Consider the following 16,333-nt stretch of genomic DNA (forward strand, 5'->3'; position numbering starts at 1 on the left):
CCAAAGGAGACATCATGACGATCGCCACGCCGCCCATCAGCCGGTTCCCCGTTCCTGAACTGGCGGACATTCCCGAAGACATCCGCGCGCGCATCCTTGAAGTGCAGGAGAAGACCGGCTTCGTGCCGAACGTCTTTCTCGCGCTGTCGCATCGGCCCGACGAGTGCCGCGCTTTCTTCGCCTACCACGATGCACTCATGCTGCGCGAAGGCAGCAGCCTCACCAAGGGTGAGCGCGAAATGATCGTGGTGGCCACGTCGGGGGCCAACCAATGCCTGTATTGCGTGGTCGCGCATGGCGCCATCCTGCGCATCTACGAAAAGAACCCGCTCATCGCCGACCAGGTGGCGGTCAACTATCGCAAGGCCGACATCACGCCACGCCAGCGCGCGATGCTCGATTTTGCGATGAAGGTCTGCACCGCTTCACACACCGTCAACGAAGCCGACTACGAAGCATTGCGCACGCATGGCTTCGATGAGGAAGACGTGTGGGACATCGCCGGCATCACAGCGTTCTTCGGCCTGTCGAACCGCATGGCGAACGTGATTTCGATGCGGCCGAACGAGGAGTTCTTCCTGCTGGGCCGTCTGCCGCGCGAGAAGAAATAAGCGCCTGGGGTCAGGCGCTGTGCGATTACATCAGGATGATGTCGTACTGCTCCTGGCTCGCCGCCGACGATTCCACCTGCAGCGAAATCGGCTTGCCGATGAAATCACCCAGCATCGCCAGGTGCTGGCTTTCTTCTTCCAGGAACAAATCGATTACTGACTGCGAAGCCAGGATACGGAACTCGCGCGGATTGAACTGCCGCGACTCGCGCATGATCTCGCGCAGGATGTCGTAGCACACCGTGCGCGGCGTCTTCACCTGGCCCTTGCCGTGGCACACCGGGCACTGCTCGCACAGCACGTGCGCGAGCGATTCCCGCGTACGTTTGCGCGTCATCTCCACCAGCCCCAGTTGCGAGAAGCTATTGACCGTGATGCGCGTGCGGTCGCGCGAGAGTGCCTTGCGCAGCTCCGCTAGCACCGCATCGCGATGGTCGGCCGACTCCATGTCGATGAAGTCGATAATGATGATGCCGCCCAGGTTGCGCAGCCGCAGTTGCCGCGCGATGGTGTGCGCGGCTTCCAGGTTGGTCTTGAAGATCGTGTCGTCGAAGTTGCGCGCGCCCACGTAGCCGCCCGTGTTGACGTCGATCGTCGTCATCGCCTCGGTCTGGTCGATCATCAGGTAGCCGCCAGACTTCAGATCAACCCGGCGCGACAGCGCGCGCTCGACTTCCGCCTCGATGTTGTACAGATCGAAGATCGGCCGCTCGCCGGTGTAGTGCGTCAGGCGCTCAACCACGGCAGGCGTGTATTCCTGCGCAAATTCGATCAGCTTCTGATGGTTCTCGCGCGAGTCGATCTGGATGCTGCGTGTCTCGTCGGTGACGAAATCGCGCAGTACGCGCTGCGCGAGGTTCAGGTCCTGATACAGGATCGACGGCGCGGGCAGGGTGGTGGCGTTGTGCCGGATGGTCGCCCAGATCTTGCGCAGGTAGGCGACGTCGTTGGCGAGCTCTTCGTCAGTGGCTTCCTCGGCGATCGTCCGCACGATGAAGCCGCCACGCTCCTCGGTCGGCACCATCGCCGTCACACGCGCACGCAGCGCTTCGCGCTCGACCTCGTTACCGATCTTCTGCGAAATGCCGATATGCGGATCTTGCGGCAGATACACCAGCGTGCGCCCGGCAATGCTGACCTGCGTGGACAGCCGCGCGCCCTTGGTGCCGATCGGGTCTTTGATGACCTGCACCATCAGCGCCTGGCCTTCGAACAACGTCTTCTCGATGGCGACCTGCGGTGTGGGCGGCGCATCCTTGGCATCGCGCGGATGCCAGATGTCGGCTACGTGCAGGAAGGCGGCGCGCTCAAGCCCAATATCGATGAAGGCGGACTGCATGCCCGGAAGCACGCGCACGACCTTGCCGAGATAGATGTTGCCGACCAAGCCGCGCGTGAGCGTGCGCTCGATGTGGAGCTCCTGAACGGCAGCTTGCTGGACGATGGCCACGCGCGTTTCTTGCGGCGTGATATTGACGAGGATGTCTTCGGACATGGGGGGTACCAAGAGAGCGGGTTTCAGCACCCGCCTCCGGTTGGTCATGCTCGCCCGAAGCGTGTCTTGAAACCGGCCCTCGCACGCTGCTCGGCGCGTGCTTCAGCGGCCGGTCAGAGAACGATGCTCGCTTGTGCGAGCAGCGCTGCCGTCTCGAACAAGGGTAGGCCCATGATACCCGAATAGCTTCCTGAAATATGGGCGACGAAGGCGGCTGCGCGACCTTGGATACCGTATGCGCCGGCCTTGCCGAAGGGCTCGCCGCTGGCGATGTAGCGGGCGATGTCATTGTCCGTCAGCACGGCAAAGCGCACGTCGGAAATGGACAGCGCGTGCATCGGCGTGCCATCCGCTTTGACGACGGTGACGGCGGTCAGCACGCGGTGCTCGCGGCCGGACATGCTACGCAGCATGCGGTGGGCATCAGCAGCGTCGGTCGGCTTGCCGAGAATTTCGCCGCCCAGGCATACCGTGGTATCGGACGTGAGAATCGGCAGGACAGGGAGGAGGCGCGCGGCACGGCGGCGCACCGCAGCCTGCGCCTTCAATGCGCAGACACGTTGGACGTAGTCATCGGGCGTTTCGCCGGGGAGCACGGCTTCCAGCGCTTCGGCATCCTCGTCACCATCGGCCAGCAGCAGCTCGAAGCGCGCGCCGATCTGGCGCAGTAACTCCTGCCGACGCGGGCTTTGCGAGGCGAGATAGAGGTGCGGTGCGCCCGGTGCATCCATGGTCATACGCGGTGGTATGGATGGTTTTGCGTGATGCTCCACGCGCGATAGAGCTGCTCGGCCAGGAGCACACGCACCATGCCGTGCGGCAGCGTCAGGCTCGACAGGCGGATCAGCGTGCGGGCCTTGGCCTTGAGCGCTGGGTCGAGCCCGTCCGCGCCGCCAATTACGAACGCAATGTCACCGCCTTCCTGCTGCCAACCCGTAAGGGATTCGGCGAGCGCGACTGTGGTGAGGTCCTTGCCGCGCTCATCCAGCGCGATCATGCGGCAGCCCTTGGGCAGCGCGGCTTCAATGCGCGCGGCTTCGAGCTGCATGACGGTGGCGGCGGTGCGGCTGCCCGAGCGCTGCTCGGGCTTGATCTCGCGCAGTTCGATGCGCAATTCGGGCGGCATGCGCTTGGCATATTCGGAGAAGCCGTCCTCGATCCAGGACGGCATCTTGTGCCCGACGGCAACGATCAGCAACTGCATGGCGAGACTGCGCGCTCGACGTTACGCTGCGCGCTTCTTGGCCGGAGCGCGCTTAGCTGCCGTCTTGGTCGCCGTTTTTGCGGCGGTTGTTTTTGCGACCTTCGTGGCGGGCTTGCCAGTGCCGGCTACACGCTTGGTGGCAGGCTTCTTGGCAGCAGTCTTGGCTGGCGCTGCAGCCTTGGTCGGGCGCTCACCGGCCAGCGCCGGCTTGGTGGTGCGACGCTTGGCCGGCGTGACCTCCTCGGCCTCGTCTTCTTCTTCGTCGTAACCTTCGCTGGCCTTGGGCAGGCCGCGCTTGCTGGTACCGCCGAGTTCGATGCGCACCGGCTTGTCGCCCCAGATTTCTTCCAGGTTGTAGTACTGGCGCAGTTGCGGCTGGAAGATGTGGACCACTGCATCGCCGCAGTCGACCAGCACCCATTCGCCCACGTCTTCGCCTTCCACGGCGATGACGTGACCGCCGGCTTCCTTGACGGCGTCACGCACCGATGCGGCGAGCGCCTTGGTCTGACGGTTGGACGTGCCGCTGGCGATGACCGTGCGGTCGAACAGCTCGGTCAGGTGCGTCGTGTTGAAGACCTTGATGTCTTGCGCCTTGACGTCTTCGAGCGCGTCGACGATCACGCGTTGTAGTTTGCGAATATCCATACTGAGTGAGAAGAACGTTTAAAGGGCGAAAGAAAGGTCAAAAAGCGCGCGAGTGAAGTCAGTCACGCGGTCAAACACTCACCGTGCCATTGGCACGGCGATACAGCGAATGCGATTGGATCAGGTCGGCCACGCCGGCGGGCAGGTCGGCGTCGCAGCGCTCGCCGGCGGCAAGCTGCTGGCGCAGGCGGGTGGACGACAGGTCGACGGCCAGGGTCTGATCGATCCACATGTGGCCGGCGGGTGCGCATTGTATCAATGCCGTGTCGCCCCGTCGCACATCCAGTTCACGTTGCACGGGCGCATGCAGCGCCTGCAAGTCGAAACCGGGGCGCGTGGCGACACACAGATGCACGTATTCGAACAGGTCTTGCCAGCCGTGCCAGGTGTCGAGGCCGACGAGCTGGTCGGCGCCCATCAGCCACGCCATGGAGGTGTCCGGGCCGTAGACGCCGCGCAGTTCCCGCACGGTGTCGATGGTGTAGCTGGGCCCTTGGCGGTCGACTTCCATGCTGGTCACATGGACCTTGGCGCGGCCACCGCGTACCGCTTTAGCGGCTAGTTCGGTCATGGCAAAGCGCAGCGGGGCGGGCGTGATGTCGGCGGCTTTCTGCCACGACACACCGGTCGGAATCCACAGCAGTTCATCCAGATCGAGCCGGGTGATGCACAGTTCGGCCAGGGCGATGTGGCCGACGTGCGGCGGGTCGAACGTGCCGCCCAGCAAGCCGAGGCGATAGGGGCGGCCAAGATCGGGGCGGGCGAAAACGGGAAGCGTCATACCCAGTCGCGCGCCGGCAGGAAATTGGTGTAGAGCGCAGCTTCGGGCGAACCCGGCTCCGGCTGCCAGTCGTAGCGCCAGTTGGCGACCGGTGGCATCGACATCAGGATCGATTCCGTGCGGCCGCCGCTTTGCAGGCCGAACAGCGTACCGCGGTCGAATACGAGGTTGAATTCGACATAGCGGCCACGGCGGTAGGCCTGGAAGTCACGTTCGGTGTCGCCATAAGGGGTGGTGTGGCGTCGCTCGGCAATGGGCAGCCAGGCGGGCAGGAACGCGTCACCGACGGAGCGCATCATCTCGAAGCTGCGTTCGAAGCCGAGCTCAGCAAAGTCGTCGAAGAAGATGCCGCCGATGCCGCGCGCTTCCTTGCGGTGCTTCAGATAGAAATAGTCGTCGCACCATTGCTTGAAGCGCGGGTAGAGCTCGTCGCCGTAGGGGGCGAGGGCGCCTTGGCAGGTCCGGTGGAAGTGCGAGGCGTCTTCGGTGAAGCCGTAGTAGGGTGTCAGGTCCATGCCGCCGCCGAACCACCAGACAGGCTCGGCATCGGGCCGCACGGCGACGAAGCAGCGCACGTTCATGTGCACCGTCGGCACGTACGGGTTGCGCGGGTGGAAGACCAGCGACACGCCCATCGCCTCGAAACCGCGGCCGGCCAGTTCGGGCCGGTTGGCGGTGGCCGAGGGGGGCAGGGTGTCGCCCATCACGTGTGAGAAGCCGACGCCGCCGCGCTCCAGCACCGCGCCGCCTTCCAGAATGCGGGTGCGGCCGTTGCCACGCAGGCGTTCGGTGGGTGGTTTTTCCCACGTGTCGGTGACGAAGCTGCCGCCGTCGAGCGCGCTCGCGGCAGTGGTGATGCGGTCCTGCAGATCCAGCAGGTAGGCGCGGACGGCTTGGGTATCCATCAGATCAGGAAGGGCCGCGGCTGCGGCCGAGTCATGCGGTTGTCACCATTGTAGCGGTCGGGCCGCTCGCGGCTTGGTGGGGATCACCCGGGGTGACGGATGCCGCGCCCGCCCTATTTTGGGGCATCAGCGCGGCGGGGAATCGCTTAGTGGCGGATGGCGCGGTGGCCAATGTCCTTGCGGTACTGGGCGCCATCAAAGTGGATCTGTTCGATGGCGTTGTACGCGGCACGCTGGGCAGCCTTGACCGTGTCAGCCAAGCCGACGACGCACAGCACGCGGCCACCGCTGGTGGTCAGCACGCCATCCTGAAGGGTGGTGCCGGCGTGGAAGGTGACGCTGTCTTCCGTTTCCTTCGGAATACCGGTGATCACGTCGCCCTTGCGCGGCGTATCCGGGTAGTTGTGCGCAGCCATCACCACGCCCAGTGCGGTACGGCGGTCCCAGTCCAACTCCATGCCGTCGAGCTTGCCGTCGATGGCGCGGTCGAGCACGTCGAAGAGGTCGGTCTTCATGCGCGCCATGATGGGCTGCGTTTCCGGATCGCCCATGCGGCAGTTGAATTCGAGTGTCTTGGGGTTGCCGTCGGCGTCGATCATCAGGCCGGCGTAGAGGAAGCCGGTGTAGGGGATACCGTCTTTCTCCATGCCGCGAATAGTCGGCATGATGATTTCGCGCAGCGCGCGGGCATGCAGCGTGGGCGTGACCACCGGTGCCGGCGAGTACGCACCCATGCCGCCCGTGTTCGGGCCGGCGTCCCCGTCGAGCAGGCGCTTGTGGTCCTGGCTGGTGGCCAGCGCCACGACGTTCTTGCCGTCGCACACGACGATGAAGCTGGCTTCTTCGCCGGCCAGGAATTCTTCGATGACCACGCGCGCGCCAGCATCGCCCAGGCGGTTGTCGGCCAGCATCATGTCGATGGCGCTGTGCGCTTCTTCGGCCGTCATCGCTACAACCACGCCCTTGCCGGCAGCCAGACCATCGGCCTTGATGACGATCGGGGCGCCTTCCTGGTCAATGTAGGCATGTGCTTGTGCCGCATCGCTGAAGGTCTGGTATTTGGCGGTCGGAATGCCGTGGCGATGCATGAACGCCTTGGCGAAATCCTTCGACGATTCCAGCTGTGCAGCCGCCTTGGTCGGCCCGAAGATGCGCAGACCCTTGGCGCGGAACAGGTCGACGATGCCGGCAGCCAGCGGGGCTTCCGGGCCGACGACCGTGAAATGGATGCCTTCGCGCTCGGCAAACGCGGCCAGCACTTCCGGGTCCGTGATCGGCAGGTTCTGCAGGCGTTTGTCGAGCGCCGTGCCGCCGTTGCCCGGTGCCACATACACCACCTGCACCTTGGGCGAGCGTGCCAGCTTCCATGCCAGGGCGTGTTCCCGTCCGCCCGAACCGACCACCATCACTTTCATGCTGTACCTACTCAAAGAATTCGAAATCTGAAAAACAAAAACGGCGATCGGTTGGGTCGATCGCCGTTATGCGCGCGTCCGGGGCTTATTCCCCGATGACCGCGTTGGTGAAGACCTCCTGCACGTCGTCCAGGTTTTCCAGGACGTCGAGCAGCTTCTGCATCTTGACCGCATCTTCGCCGGTGAACTCGACTTCGGTCTGCGGCTTCATGATGACTTCGGCCAGTTCCGCCTTGAAGCCGGCGGCTTCCAGTGCGGCCTTGACCTTGGAGAAATCGTGCGGCGGGCAGATGACTTCGAGCGCGCCGTCATCGTGGGTGACGACGTCGTCCGCACCCGCTTCGAGCGCGGCGTCCATCAGCTTGTCTTCCGGCGTGCCCGGGGCATAGATGAACTGCCCGACGTGGTCAAACAGGAAGGCCACCGAGCCGGCGACGCCCATGTTGCCGCCGTACTTGTCAAAGCCATGGCGGACTTCGGCCACGGTGCGCGTGCGGTTATCGGTCAGGCAGTCGACGATGATGGCCGCGCCATTGATGCCGTAGCCTTCGTAGCGGATTTCTTCGTAGTTCGCGCCTTCCAGGCCACCCACGCCGCGCTGGATGGCGCGTTGGATGTTGTCCTTGGGCATGTTGGCGTCGGTCGCCTTGTCCATGGCCAGGCGCAGGCGCGGGTTGGAATCGGCATCGCCGCCGCCCAAGCGGGCCGCCACGGTGATTTCCTTGATCAGGCGCGTCCAAATCTTGCCGCGCTTGGCGTCGGCAGCGGCTTTTTTATGCTTGATGTTGGCCCATTTGGAATGACCGGCCATGAAACTCTCCGAGCGGAATGCAGTGGAATCTGGCGCCCAGATGGCGGTCTGACGCCACCTGCACGCTCTATAATCGGTCGCAGATTTTAGCATGCTGCGCACGCCCGCCGACCCGTCCATCCGGTCGAGCGATAGGCGCCCGCCCCCAAAGATTGATCCCCGTCTAAATGCCATGACAGATCCCATCCTCGTTGCCAAGAACACGAAAACTGAGCTGCTGCTGCTGCCCCAACTCGCCAACCGGCATGGCCTGATTACCGGCGCCACTGGCACCGGCAAGACTGTCACCCTGCAAACGATCGCGCAGGGCCTGTCGAAGATCGGCGTGCCGGTCTTCCTGGCCGACGTGAAAGGCGACCTGACCGGCATTTCGCAGCCCGGCCAGTCGAACGACAAGCTCAAGGCGCGCCTGCAGGAGCGCGGCCTGGAAGAACCGCAATGGGCCGGCTGCCCCGTCACCCTCTGGGATGTGTACGGCGAGAAGGGTCACCCCGTGCGCGCGACCGTGTCCGACATGGGCCCGCTGATGCTCTCGCGCATGCTGGAGCTGAACGATATCCAGACTGGCGTGCTGAACCTCGTCTTCAAGATTGCGGACGACTCGGGCCTCGCGCTGCTCGACATGAAAGACCTGCGCGCGATGCTGCAGCACGTGGGCGAGCATTCGTCGGAGTACACCAACAAGTACGGCAACATTTCGTCGGCCAGCATCGGGGCCATCCAGCGCAACCTGATCGCGCTGGAAGAGCAGGGCGCTGATCAGTTTTTCGGCGAGCCAATGCTCGACGTCAATGATCTGATGCAGACCGTGCGTGGGCAGGGCGTGATCAACATCCTCGCCGCGGACAAGCTGCTCAACGCGCCGAAGCTGTACGCGACATTCCTGCTGTGGATGCTCTCGGAGCTGTTCGAGCATCTGCCGGAAGTGGGCGATCTGGACAAGCCCAAGCTGGCGTTCTTCTTCGACGAGGCGCACCTGCTGTTCAACGATGCGCCGCCGTCGCTGCTGCAGAAGGTGGAGCAGGTCGTGCGGCTGATCCGCTCGAAGGGTGTGGGCGTGTACTTTGTCACGCAGAATCCGTCGGACGTGCCTGATACGGTGCTCGGCCAGCTTGGCAACCGCGTGCAGCACGCGCTGCGTGCCTTCACGCCGCGCGATCAGAAGGCCGTGAAGGCGGCCGCGACCACGATGCGTGCGAATCCGGAATTCAGCATCGAACAGGCCATCGGCGAACTGGCGGTGGGCGAGGCGCTGATCTCCATGCTGGATGAAGGCGGCCGCCCGGAGATCACGGAGCGCGCGTTTGTCGTGCCGCCGGCATCGCGCATTGGGCCGATCTCGGATGACGAGCGCCGCGCGCTGATCGCCAACTCGCTGGTGGCGGGCCGCTATGACACGGCGGTCGATCGTGAATCGGCGTATGAAATCCTGACCGGTCGCGTGGCAGGCGGTGGGGCGGCACCCGCGCCGACGCCGGGGTCGATCGGCACCGATTTCGGCGCGTCGTCAGGTTCTGCGTCTGCACCGGTTCCGGCACCCGCGTCAGCGCAGCAACAGGGCGGCGGCTGGCTGGGCGAAGTGGGCTCGATCCTGACCAAGGGTACGGGCCGCACGGGCCGTGGCGATTCGATTGTCGAAACGCTGGCTAAATCGGCAACACGTACGATCGGTTCGACCATTGGGCGCGAGATCGTGCGCGGCGTGCTGGGCAGCATCCTGGGCGGGTCGAAGCGGCGCTAAGCGTTTCTGGCGCTACCCAAAGAAAACAGCCGGCAATGCCGGCTGTTTTTGTTTGCGCAAAACGAGCGTAATCAGTTCTTCGTGCCGAACAGGCGGTCGCCCGCGTCGCCCAGGCCGGGGATGATGTAGGCGTTTTCGTCCAGGTGCGAGTCGAGCGAGGCCACGAACAGCTTCACGCCGGGATGCGCCTTCTGGAACACCTCCACGCCTTCGGGTGCGGCCACCAAGGCCAGGAACAGGATGTTCTCATCCGGCACGCCGCGTTTTTTCATCACGTCGATGGCGTGCACAGCCGAGTAGCCGGTGGCGACCATTGGATCGCACAGGATGAAGGTGCGGTCTTCCAGATCGGGCAGCCGCACGAGGTATTCCACCGGACGGTGTTGCTCGTCGCGGTACACCCCGATGTGGCCGATGCGCGCCGACGGAATCAGCTCCACCAGCCCGTCGCTCATGCCGACACCCGCGCGCAGCACGGGCACCACGGCCAGCTTGCGGCCCGCGATGACGGGCGCTTCCATCGGACCCATCGGCGTGTCGATGTGGCGGCTGGTCAGCGGCAGGTTGCGGGTGATCTCGTAGCCCATCAGCAGCGTGATCTCGCGCAGCAGCTCGCGGAACGTGCGCGTGGACGTGTCCTTGTCGCGCATGTGCGTCAGCTTGTGCTGGATCAGCGGGTGATTGAGGATGAACAGGTTCGGAAAGCGCGGATCTTGTTTCATGGCGAGAAGTGTGCGGTGGTAAGGCGCATTGTACGGCGCGCGCCATATGAAAAATCGAACGGCTTATCGGCGGTTTGGCTCATCGGGGCACCCGCGATTGTACGGCGGCAGGCCCGCTGACCAGCACCATCCACGCCACGTGCAGCGCACCCGCCACCAGAACGTTTTGTTGAATTCCCATACAATCGACGACGCTCTCCAATAGGCCTTCGTTCCGCCGTGCCCACTGCGTCTTCCGCGTCTTCCACCCCCACACGCACCGACACTGGCGGCTTGCTGCTTGCCTCTGTGGGTGCGGTGCTGTTTTCGGCCAAGGCCATCGTCGCCAAGCTGATGTATCGCTACCAAGTGGATGCGGTCATGGTGATCACGCTGCGCATGCTGCTCGCCGCGCCGTTGTTCATGGCGATGGGGTGGTGGCAATCCCGTCGCGCGCAGCCGCTGGCGCCATCAGACCGCTGGCGCATCGTCGGGCTCGGCATCATCGGCTACTACCTCTCCAGCTTCCTGGATTTTCTCGGCCTGCAATACATCACGGCGGGGCTGGAGCGGCTAATTCTGTTTCTCACGCCATCGTTTGTGCTGCTGATCACGGCGACCGTGTTCAAGCGGCGCATCACGGGTCTGCAGTGGGTGTCTCTCACGCTGGCGTACGCCGGCATCGTGCTGGTGTTTGCGCACGATCTCAACCTCGGCGGCAACAACGTGTGGCTGGGTGGCGGATTGGTGCTCGCCAGCGCCATCAGCTACGGTATCTATCTGCTGGCCAGCGGCGAGCTGGTTAAACGCGTAGGCTCGATGCGACTAGTGGCGTATGCCATGTGCGTGTCGACGGTGGCCTGCATCATCCAGTTTCTGGTACTGCGGCCGGTGCATGCGCTGGTGTTGCCGTGGCAGGTGTATGGGCTGTCGGCCATCAATTCGGTGTTCTGCACCGTGGCACCCGTCACGATGACGATGATGGCAGTGGCGCGTGTGGGTGCGCCGGTGGCGTCGCAAGCGGGCATGATCGGGCCGGTATCGACGTTGCTGCTGGGCTGGTGGCTGCTCGGCGAGCCCATCACGCTGTGGCAGATCGCGGGCAGTGCGCTGGTGCTGGCTGGCATGGCGCTGCTGTCTCGGCGCGGTGGTGCCAACAAATAAAGGAGGCTGTGGGATGGACTTGGGTTTGAAAGGCAAGCGCGCACTGGTGTGCGGCGCGAGCAAGGGATTGGGCTTCGCCTGTGCCGATGCACTGGCAGCGGAAGGCGTGGATGTGGTGATCGTCGCGCGTGGCGCGGAAGCGTTGCTTGCCGCGGCCGATCGCATTCGTAGCGCACACGGCGTGCGCGTGGAGGCCGTCGCCACCGACATCACCACGCCGGAGGGCCGCGCCGAGGCGCTGCTCGCGTGCGAGCGCCTGGGCGGCTCGCCGGACATCCTCGTCAATAACGCGGGCGGCCCGCCACCGGGCAACTTTCGCGACTGGGATCGCGATGCGTGGAACGCCGCCCTTAACGCCAACATGCTCACGCCGATCGACCTCATCAAGGCGACCGTCGACAAGATGATCGAGCGCCGTTGGGGCCGCATCGTCAATATCACCAGTGGTGCGGTGAAGGCGCCGATCGATGTGCTGGGATTGTCCAATGGCGCACGCTCGGGCCTGACGGGCTTTGTAGCGGGCCTCGCACGCGAGGTGGCCAAGCATGGGGTGACCGTCAACAACCTGCTGCCTGGCCAGTTCGAGACCGACCGCCTGAGCAAGACCCTGGAAGCGGGTGCCAAAGCCGCCGGCATCAGCGCGGAAGAAAACTTCGACCGCAAGCGCCAGGGCAACCCGGCCCGGCGCTTTGGCCAACCGGCCGAATTTGGCGCCGTGTGCGCCTTCCTGTGCAGCCAGCACGCTGGCTATCTCAACGCGCAGAACATCCTGCTGGATGGCGGCGCATACCCTGGCACCTTCTGACCCAACCACGATGACGACCCTTACGCCTGAGAGCGCTCCCCAGAAACGCCGCCGCATCGCCCTGATCGCGCACGACCACAAGAAAGATGACATGGTCGCATTCGCGCAGACGCATCAGGCCTTTCTCTCGCAATGCGACCTGCTGGCCACGGGCACCACCGGCGGCCGGCTGGAGAAGGAAGTCGGCCTGACCGTGCAGCGCATGTTGTCCGGCCCGTGGGGCGGCGACTTGCAGATCGGCGCGCAGCTTGCTGAAGGCCGCGTCGATGCCGTCATCTTTTTACGTGACCCGATGACGCCGCAGCCGCACGAACCCGACATCAACGCGCTGGTGCGCGCGTGCGACGTGCACAACATTCCCTGCGCCACCAATCTGTCGACCGCCGACCTGGTGATGACCGCCCTGCAACTGGTGCAGCCCGAACCAAAGGAGATTCACGCATGACCCAAGCCAAAGCCATCCGCATCTTTGAAACCGGCGGCCCGGAAGTGATGCAGCTCGTTGATGTGGACGTACCCGCGCCCGGCCCCGGCGAGGCGACCATCAAGCAGCACGCCATCGGCCTGAACTACATCGACGTGTATTTCCGCACGGGGCTGTATCCGCAGCCGCTGCCGGGCGGTATCGGCATGGAAGCCTCGGGTGTGGTGGAAGCCGTGGGCGAGGGCGTCACGCACGTCAAACCTGGCGACCGCGTGGCCTATGCCGGCCGCCCGACCGGCGCTTACGCAGCGATGCGCACCATGCCGGCCGATATTCTGGTCCGTCTGCCGGATGCCATCGACTTCGAAACCGGCGCGGCGATGATGCTGCAAGGCATGACCGCGCAATACCTCATCCGCGACAGCTACCGCGTGCAGCCCGGCGATACGGTGCTGTTTCATGCAGCAGCCGGCGGCGTGGGCCTGATCGCGTGCCAGTGGCTGAAGGCGCTTGGCGCTACGGTGATCGGCACGGTGGGCAGCGATGCCAAGGCGGAACTCGCCCGCGCGCATGGTTGCGACCACACCATCGTCTACACGCGCGAGAACTTCACTGAGCGTGTGCGCGACATCACCGGCGGCAAGGGTGTGCCGGTGGTCTACGACGGAATCGGTAAGGACACGTTTACCGGCTCGCTGGATTGCCTGGCGCCGCGCGGCTGGATGGTCTGCTATGGCAACGCATCGGGCCCCGTGCCGCCGTTCGACATCAGCGTGTTGAGCGCGAAAGGCTCGCTCAAGCTCACGCGCCCGACGCTGATGACCTACACGGCGCGCCGCGATCTGCTCGAACCGATGGCGGCCGACTTGTTCAATGTGGTGGGCAGCGGCAAGGTCAAGATCGAGATCCACCAGCGTTACGCGCTGGCGGATGCAGCACAGGCGCACCGCGATCTCGAGTCGCGCAAGACGACTGGTTCGACGATCCTCTTGCCGTAAGGCAGGGGCTTACCGCCCGCTCGGCGTCACTCGTCGAGCGGCGGCAAAGCGCGCATCTTCGCGCACGCGTGGAGGCAGGGCGCGCAGCAGCATGTGCAGCGCAAACGGGACGAGCACGATGTCGTCCACCCAGCCGATCACCGGAATGACATCCGGAATCAGATCGATCGGCGAAACCACATAGCCGACCAGTAGCACCGCGGCGGGCGCGAGCCACCATGGCTTGTCGGGATGGCGCAGTGCAAACCACAGCAGGCGCACGTCGTTGCGCACCACGCTCCACAGGCGGAAGAGTCGTCCGAACATGAGGGGCTCCTGGATGAAAAGCCGGCGTCACATGGCGGGGTTTGGCCGGCGAACCATCGTATCAGCTTGGGGAATTGGCCTGGTTTTCAAGATTCGAGCGCCCATGAAAAAGCCGGCACCTCGTAAGAGGGCCGGCTTTTCTACTGAATCGGACGCAGCTTAGCCCGGGATCTTGCCTTCCACACCTTCCACGTAGAACTTGATGCCGTGCAGGAAGCCGTCGTCGGCGACCTTGTCGGCGGGCAGGACTTCCTTACCGGTGTTGTCCTTCAGCGGACCCTTCCAGATCGGTGCCGAGCCGTCGATGATGCCCTTCTTCTTGGTCTCGACCAGTGCCTTGACGTCTTCCGGCACCACGGCGTTGTAGGCGCCCAGGTCGATCATGCCTTCCTTCAGGCCCCACCAGATGGTCTCGGGCTTCCACTTGTTCTCGAGCACGTCGCCGACAACCTTGGTGTAGTACACGCCCCACTTGTTCATCGAGGCGGCCAGGTGGGCCTTCTCGCCAAACTTGGTCATGTCGCTGTCCCAGCCGATGGCGTAGACGCCTTTCTCTTGCGCGGTCTGCACCACGGCAGCGGAGTCGGTGTTCTGCATCAGCACGTCAACGCCCTGGCCGATGAGGGTGGTTGCCGCTTCACGCTCCTTACCCGGATCGAACCACTTGTTCACCCACACCACGCGGGTGGTGGCCTTCGGGTTGACGCTGCGCGCGCCCAGCGTGAACGAGTCGATATTGCGGATCACCTCGGGGATGGGCACCGAACCCACCACGCCCAGCTTGCCCGACTTGCTCATCTTGCCGGCTACCACGCCTGCGAGGTAGGCGCCTTCATACGTGCGCACGTCGTACTGGCCGAGGTTGTCGGCGGTCTTGAAGCCCGTGGCGTGTTCGAACTTCACGTCCGGGAATTCCTTGGCGACCTTGAGCATCGATTCCATGAAACCGAAGCTGGTGCCGAAGATGACCTTGTTGCCTTGCGTTGCCAGATCGCGGAACACGCGTTCTGCGTCGGCTGCGCTTTCGGGCACGTTTTCAACGAAGGACGTCTTCACCTTGTCGCCGTACTTGGCTTCGACCTCCTTGCGGCCGGCGTCGTGGGCGTACGTCCAGCCTGCGTCGCCCACCGGGCCGACGTAGACGAACGCGACCTTCAGCGGCTCGGCGGCCGGTGCGGGTGCGGCAGCCGCGGGGGCCGACGATGCGGCCGGGGCGGCATTGCCTGCGGCGTTGTCATTGGACTTGCCGCAACCCCAGAGGGTGAGGGCAGCGCCCGCGGCCAGGGCGGCCAGCGTGATCCTGCGGGTAACGTTCATCGATTTCTCCTGTTGTGTGGCTCGTTGACTGTCTTGAAGCGAAAGAAACAAAGGTAAGGCGAACAAAGAAAAGCTTAGGCAGAACCCGGGCGGAATGGCTTGCCGAGCGATGCCGGCATGTTCAGGCGAATCCAATCCGGGTTGCGCGAGATAATGGCCAGCACGACGATGGTCGCGGCAAACGGCGCCATCGACAGAATCTGCGACGGGACTGACACGCCCATTCCCTGCAGGTAGAACTGCAGGATCGTCACGCCGCCAAACAGCAGCGCGCCGAACAGGATGCGCAGCGGGCGCCAAGTGGCAAAGGTGGTCAGCGCCAGGGCGATCCAGCCGCGGCCGGCGACCATGTTCTCCACCCACATCGGCGTGTAGACCAGTGACAGATACGCGCCCGCCAGCCCACAGCACGCACCGCCGAACAGCAGCGCGCCAAAGCGGATGGTGCGTACCGGATAGCCCAGTGCGTGGGCCGATTCCGGCGATTCACCAATCGCGCGCAGCGTCAGACCCGCGCGCGTCTTGAACAGGAACCACGCAATCGCGCCGCACAGCAGCAGGCTGAAATAGACCATCCAGTGGTGCGCGAACAGGGCGGGGCCGACAAACGGGATCGATTCCAGCCCTGGAATGCCATGCGCCTGCGCCGGTAGTGACATGCCGACAAAGCGCTGGCCCATGAAGGCCGACAGCCCGGTACCGAAGATCGACAGGGCGAGACCGGTTGCGACTTGGTTGGTGACGAGCACCAGCGCCAGCCAGGCAAAGAGGGCCGCCATCACCATGCCGGCCACCGCACCAGCCACAAAACCCAGCAACGGAATCTGCGTCTGGTAGCCGACCATGAAGCCGACCACGGCAGCCACCAGCATCATGCCCTCGGCGCCCAGGTTCAGGACGCCGGAGCGTTCGTTCATCAGCAGGCCGAGTGCGGCCAGTAGCAGCGGGGTGCCGGCGTTGATCGACGCGGCGATCAGGGGAGCAAGACTTTCCATGTTTCGTTTCTC

The 16,333-nt window shown here is 64.3% G+C and carries 18 protein-coding genes; 6 read left to right on the forward strand and 12 right to left on the reverse strand.

Features of this window, described 5'->3' with window-relative positions; genetic code table 11:
* Positions 1 to 14 precede the first annotated feature (14 nt).
* Entirely contained in the window at positions 15 to 611 is a 597-nt protein-coding gene (locus tag ACN9M1_RS04520; protein ID WP_426397759.1) for a peroxidase-related enzyme, read from the forward strand.
* 25 nt (positions 612 to 636) lie between these two features.
* Here the strand turns inward: ACN9M1_RS04520 and rng are convergent, their stop codons facing one another.
* The 8 genes from rng to ACN9M1_RS04560 all read right to left on the reverse strand — a co-directional run bounded on the left by rng (position 637) and on the right by ACN9M1_RS04560 (position 7,870).
* Positions 637 to 2,106 (reverse strand): ribonuclease G, encoded by a 1,470-nt coding sequence (gene rng, locus ACN9M1_RS04525; protein ID WP_426397761.1) that lies wholly within the window; start codon positions 2,104 to 2,106, stop codon positions 637 to 639.
* A gap of 113 nt (positions 2,107 to 2,219) precedes the next feature.
* Positions 2,220 to 2,843: a Maf family protein gene (locus ACN9M1_RS04530; RefSeq protein WP_426397763.1), complete on the reverse strand. Its 624-nt coding sequence runs from the start codon at positions 2,841 to 2,843 to the stop codon at positions 2,220 to 2,222.
* Entirely contained in the window at positions 2,840 to 3,310 is a 471-nt protein-coding gene (gene rlmH, locus ACN9M1_RS04535; RefSeq protein ID WP_027680941.1) for a 23S rRNA (pseudouridine(1915)-N(3))-methyltransferase RlmH, read from the reverse strand. Before rlmH ends, ACN9M1_RS04530 begins: the two co-directional genes overlap by 4 nt.
* Before the next feature lie 21 nt (positions 3,311 to 3,331).
* Positions 3,332 to 3,958 (reverse strand): ribosome silencing factor, encoded by a 627-nt coding sequence (gene rsfS, locus ACN9M1_RS04540; protein ID WP_426397765.1) that lies wholly within the window; start codon positions 3,956 to 3,958, stop codon positions 3,332 to 3,334.
* Positions 3,959 to 4,028: 70 nt separating this feature from the next.
* Positions 4,029 to 4,739, reverse strand: coding sequence for a nicotinate-nucleotide adenylyltransferase (locus ACN9M1_RS04545; protein WP_426397767.1), 711 nt, complete (start codon positions 4,737 to 4,739; stop codon positions 4,029 to 4,031).
* Positions 4,736 to 5,644, reverse strand: a complete 909-nt coding sequence (hemF, locus tag ACN9M1_RS04550) for an oxygen-dependent coproporphyrinogen oxidase (protein ID WP_426397768.1) — start codon at positions 5,642 to 5,644, stop codon at positions 4,736 to 4,738. The genes ACN9M1_RS04545 and hemF overlap by 4 nt, the downstream gene beginning before the upstream one ends.
* A 146-nt stretch (positions 5,645 to 5,790) precedes the next feature.
* Positions 5,791 to 7,059, reverse strand: coding sequence for a phosphoribosylamine--glycine ligase (gene purD, locus ACN9M1_RS04555; RefSeq protein ID WP_426397770.1), 1,269 nt, complete (start codon positions 7,057 to 7,059; stop codon positions 5,791 to 5,793).
* 85 nt (positions 7,060 to 7,144) lie between these two features.
* Positions 7,145 to 7,870, reverse strand: a complete 726-nt coding sequence (locus tag ACN9M1_RS04560) for a YebC/PmpR family DNA-binding transcriptional regulator (RefSeq protein ID WP_426397772.1) — start codon at positions 7,868 to 7,870, stop codon at positions 7,145 to 7,147.
* Positions 7,871 to 8,042: 172 nt separating this feature from the next.
* On the opposite strand from ACN9M1_RS04560, the gene ACN9M1_RS04565 reads away from it, so the two are divergent.
* Positions 8,043 to 9,611 carry a helicase HerA-like C-terminal domain-containing protein gene (locus ACN9M1_RS04565; RefSeq protein ID WP_426397773.1) on the forward strand — a complete coding sequence of 523 codons (1,569 nt, stop codon included), beginning with the start codon at positions 8,043 to 8,045 and terminating at the stop codon, positions 9,609 to 9,611.
* Positions 9,612 to 9,682: 71 nt separating this feature from the next.
* On the opposite strand, the gene upp is transcribed toward ACN9M1_RS04565, so the two are convergent.
* Entirely contained in the window at positions 9,683 to 10,333 is a 651-nt protein-coding gene (gene upp / locus ACN9M1_RS04570) for a uracil phosphoribosyltransferase (RefSeq protein WP_426397775.1), read from the reverse strand.
* Positions 10,334 to 10,552: 219 nt separating this feature from the next.
* Here upp and ACN9M1_RS04575 point away from each other — a divergent pair, with 219 nt between their 5' ends.
* Genes ACN9M1_RS04575 through ACN9M1_RS04590 form a run of 4 tightly spaced genes read left to right on the forward strand, consistent with a single transcriptional unit; the run spans position 10,553 to position 13,703 of the window.
* Positions 10,553 to 11,476: a DMT family transporter gene (locus ACN9M1_RS04575; RefSeq protein ID WP_426397777.1), complete on the forward strand. Its 924-nt coding sequence runs from the start codon at positions 10,553 to 10,555 to the stop codon at positions 11,474 to 11,476.
* A 13-nt stretch (positions 11,477 to 11,489) separates the two neighbouring features.
* Positions 11,490 to 12,281: an SDR family oxidoreductase gene (locus tag ACN9M1_RS04580; RefSeq protein WP_426397778.1), complete on the forward strand. Its 792-nt coding sequence runs from the start codon at positions 11,490 to 11,492 to the stop codon at positions 12,279 to 12,281.
* A 10-nt stretch (positions 12,282 to 12,291) separates the two neighbouring features.
* Complete coding sequence (locus ACN9M1_RS04585; RefSeq protein ID WP_426397780.1) at positions 12,292 to 12,726, forward strand: methylglyoxal synthase; 435 nt, start codon at positions 12,292 to 12,294, stop codon at positions 12,724 to 12,726.
* Entirely contained in the window at positions 12,723 to 13,703 is a 981-nt protein-coding gene (locus ACN9M1_RS04590) for a quinone oxidoreductase family protein (RefSeq protein WP_426397782.1), read from the forward strand. Before ACN9M1_RS04585 ends, ACN9M1_RS04590 begins: the two co-directional genes overlap by 4 nt.
* Before the next feature lie 9 nt (positions 13,704 to 13,712).
* Here the strand turns inward: ACN9M1_RS04590 and ACN9M1_RS04595 are convergent, their stop codons facing one another.
* The 3 genes from ACN9M1_RS04595 to ACN9M1_RS04605 form a co-directional block, all read right to left on the reverse strand.
* Positions 13,713 to 14,009, reverse strand: coding sequence for a YkvA family protein (locus tag ACN9M1_RS04595; RefSeq protein WP_426397784.1), 297 nt, complete (start codon positions 14,007 to 14,009; stop codon positions 13,713 to 13,715).
* 159 nt (positions 14,010 to 14,168) lie between these two features.
* Positions 14,169 to 15,326 carry a BMP family ABC transporter substrate-binding protein gene (locus ACN9M1_RS04600; RefSeq protein WP_426397786.1) on the reverse strand — a complete coding sequence of 386 codons (1,158 nt, stop codon included), beginning with the start codon at positions 15,324 to 15,326 and terminating at the stop codon, positions 14,169 to 14,171.
* A 74-nt stretch (positions 15,327 to 15,400) separates the two neighbouring features.
* A complete protein-coding gene (locus ACN9M1_RS04605; RefSeq protein ID WP_426397788.1) occupies positions 15,401 to 16,321 on the reverse strand; it encodes an ABC transporter permease in 921 nt (306 codons plus the stop codon).
* Positions 16,322 to 16,333: the final 12 nt, after the last annotated feature.

The organism is Ralstonia sp. R-29 (assembly GCF_049913345.1).
In the GTDB taxonomy this organism is placed as follows: Bacteria; Pseudomonadota; Gammaproteobacteria; order Burkholderiales; family Burkholderiaceae; genus Ralstonia.

Coding starts and splice junctions, on each gene's coding strand:
- ACN9M1_RS04520 (WP_426397759.1), top strand. CDS start 15: ATGACGATCGCCACGCCGCCCATCAGCCGGTTCCCCGTTCCTGAACTG.
- rng (WP_426397761.1), bottom strand. CDS start 2,106: ATGTCCGAAGACATCCTCGTCAATATCACGCCGCAAGAAACGCGCGTG.
- ACN9M1_RS04530 (WP_426397763.1), bottom strand. CDS start 2,843: ATGACCATGGATGCACCGGGCGCACCGCACCTCTATCTCGCCTCGCAA.
- rlmH (WP_027680941.1), bottom strand. CDS start 3,310: ATGCAGTTGCTGATCGTTGCCGTCGGGCACAAGATGCCGTCCTGGATC.
- rsfS (WP_426397765.1), bottom strand. CDS start 3,958: ATGGATATTCGCAAACTACAACGCGTGATCGTCGACGCGCTCGAAGAC.
- ACN9M1_RS04545 (WP_426397767.1), bottom strand. CDS start 4,739: ATGACGCTTCCCGTTTTCGCCCGCCCCGATCTTGGCCGCCCCTATCGC.
- hemF (WP_426397768.1), bottom strand. CDS start 5,644: ATGGATACCCAAGCCGTCCGCGCCTACCTGCTGGATCTGCAGGACCGC.
- purD (WP_426397770.1), bottom strand. CDS start 7,059: ATGAAAGTGATGGTGGTCGGTTCGGGCGGACGGGAACACGCCCTGGCA.
- ACN9M1_RS04560 (WP_426397772.1), bottom strand. CDS start 7,870: ATGGCCGGTCATTCCAAATGGGCCAACATCAAGCATAAAAAAGCCGCT.
- ACN9M1_RS04565 (WP_426397773.1), top strand. CDS start 8,043: ATGACAGATCCCATCCTCGTTGCCAAGAACACGAAAACTGAGCTGCTG.
- upp (WP_426397775.1), bottom strand. CDS start 10,333: ATGAAACAAGATCCGCGCTTTCCGAACCTGTTCATCCTCAATCACCCG.
- ACN9M1_RS04580 (WP_426397778.1), top strand. CDS start 11,490: ATGGACTTGGGTTTGAAAGGCAAGCGCGCACTGGTGTGCGGCGCGAGC.
- ACN9M1_RS04585 (WP_426397780.1), top strand. CDS start 12,292: ATGACGACCCTTACGCCTGAGAGCGCTCCCCAGAAACGCCGCCGCATC.
- ACN9M1_RS04590 (WP_426397782.1), top strand. CDS start 12,723: ATGACCCAAGCCAAAGCCATCCGCATCTTTGAAACCGGCGGCCCGGAA.
- ACN9M1_RS04595 (WP_426397784.1), bottom strand. CDS start 14,009: ATGTTCGGACGACTCTTCCGCCTGTGGAGCGTGGTGCGCAACGACGTG.
- ACN9M1_RS04600 (WP_426397786.1), bottom strand. CDS start 15,326: ATGAACGTTACCCGCAGGATCACGCTGGCCGCCCTGGCCGCGGGCGCT.
- ACN9M1_RS04605 (WP_426397788.1), bottom strand. CDS start 16,321: ATGGAAAGTCTTGCTCCCCTGATCGCCGCGTCGATCAACGCCGGCACC.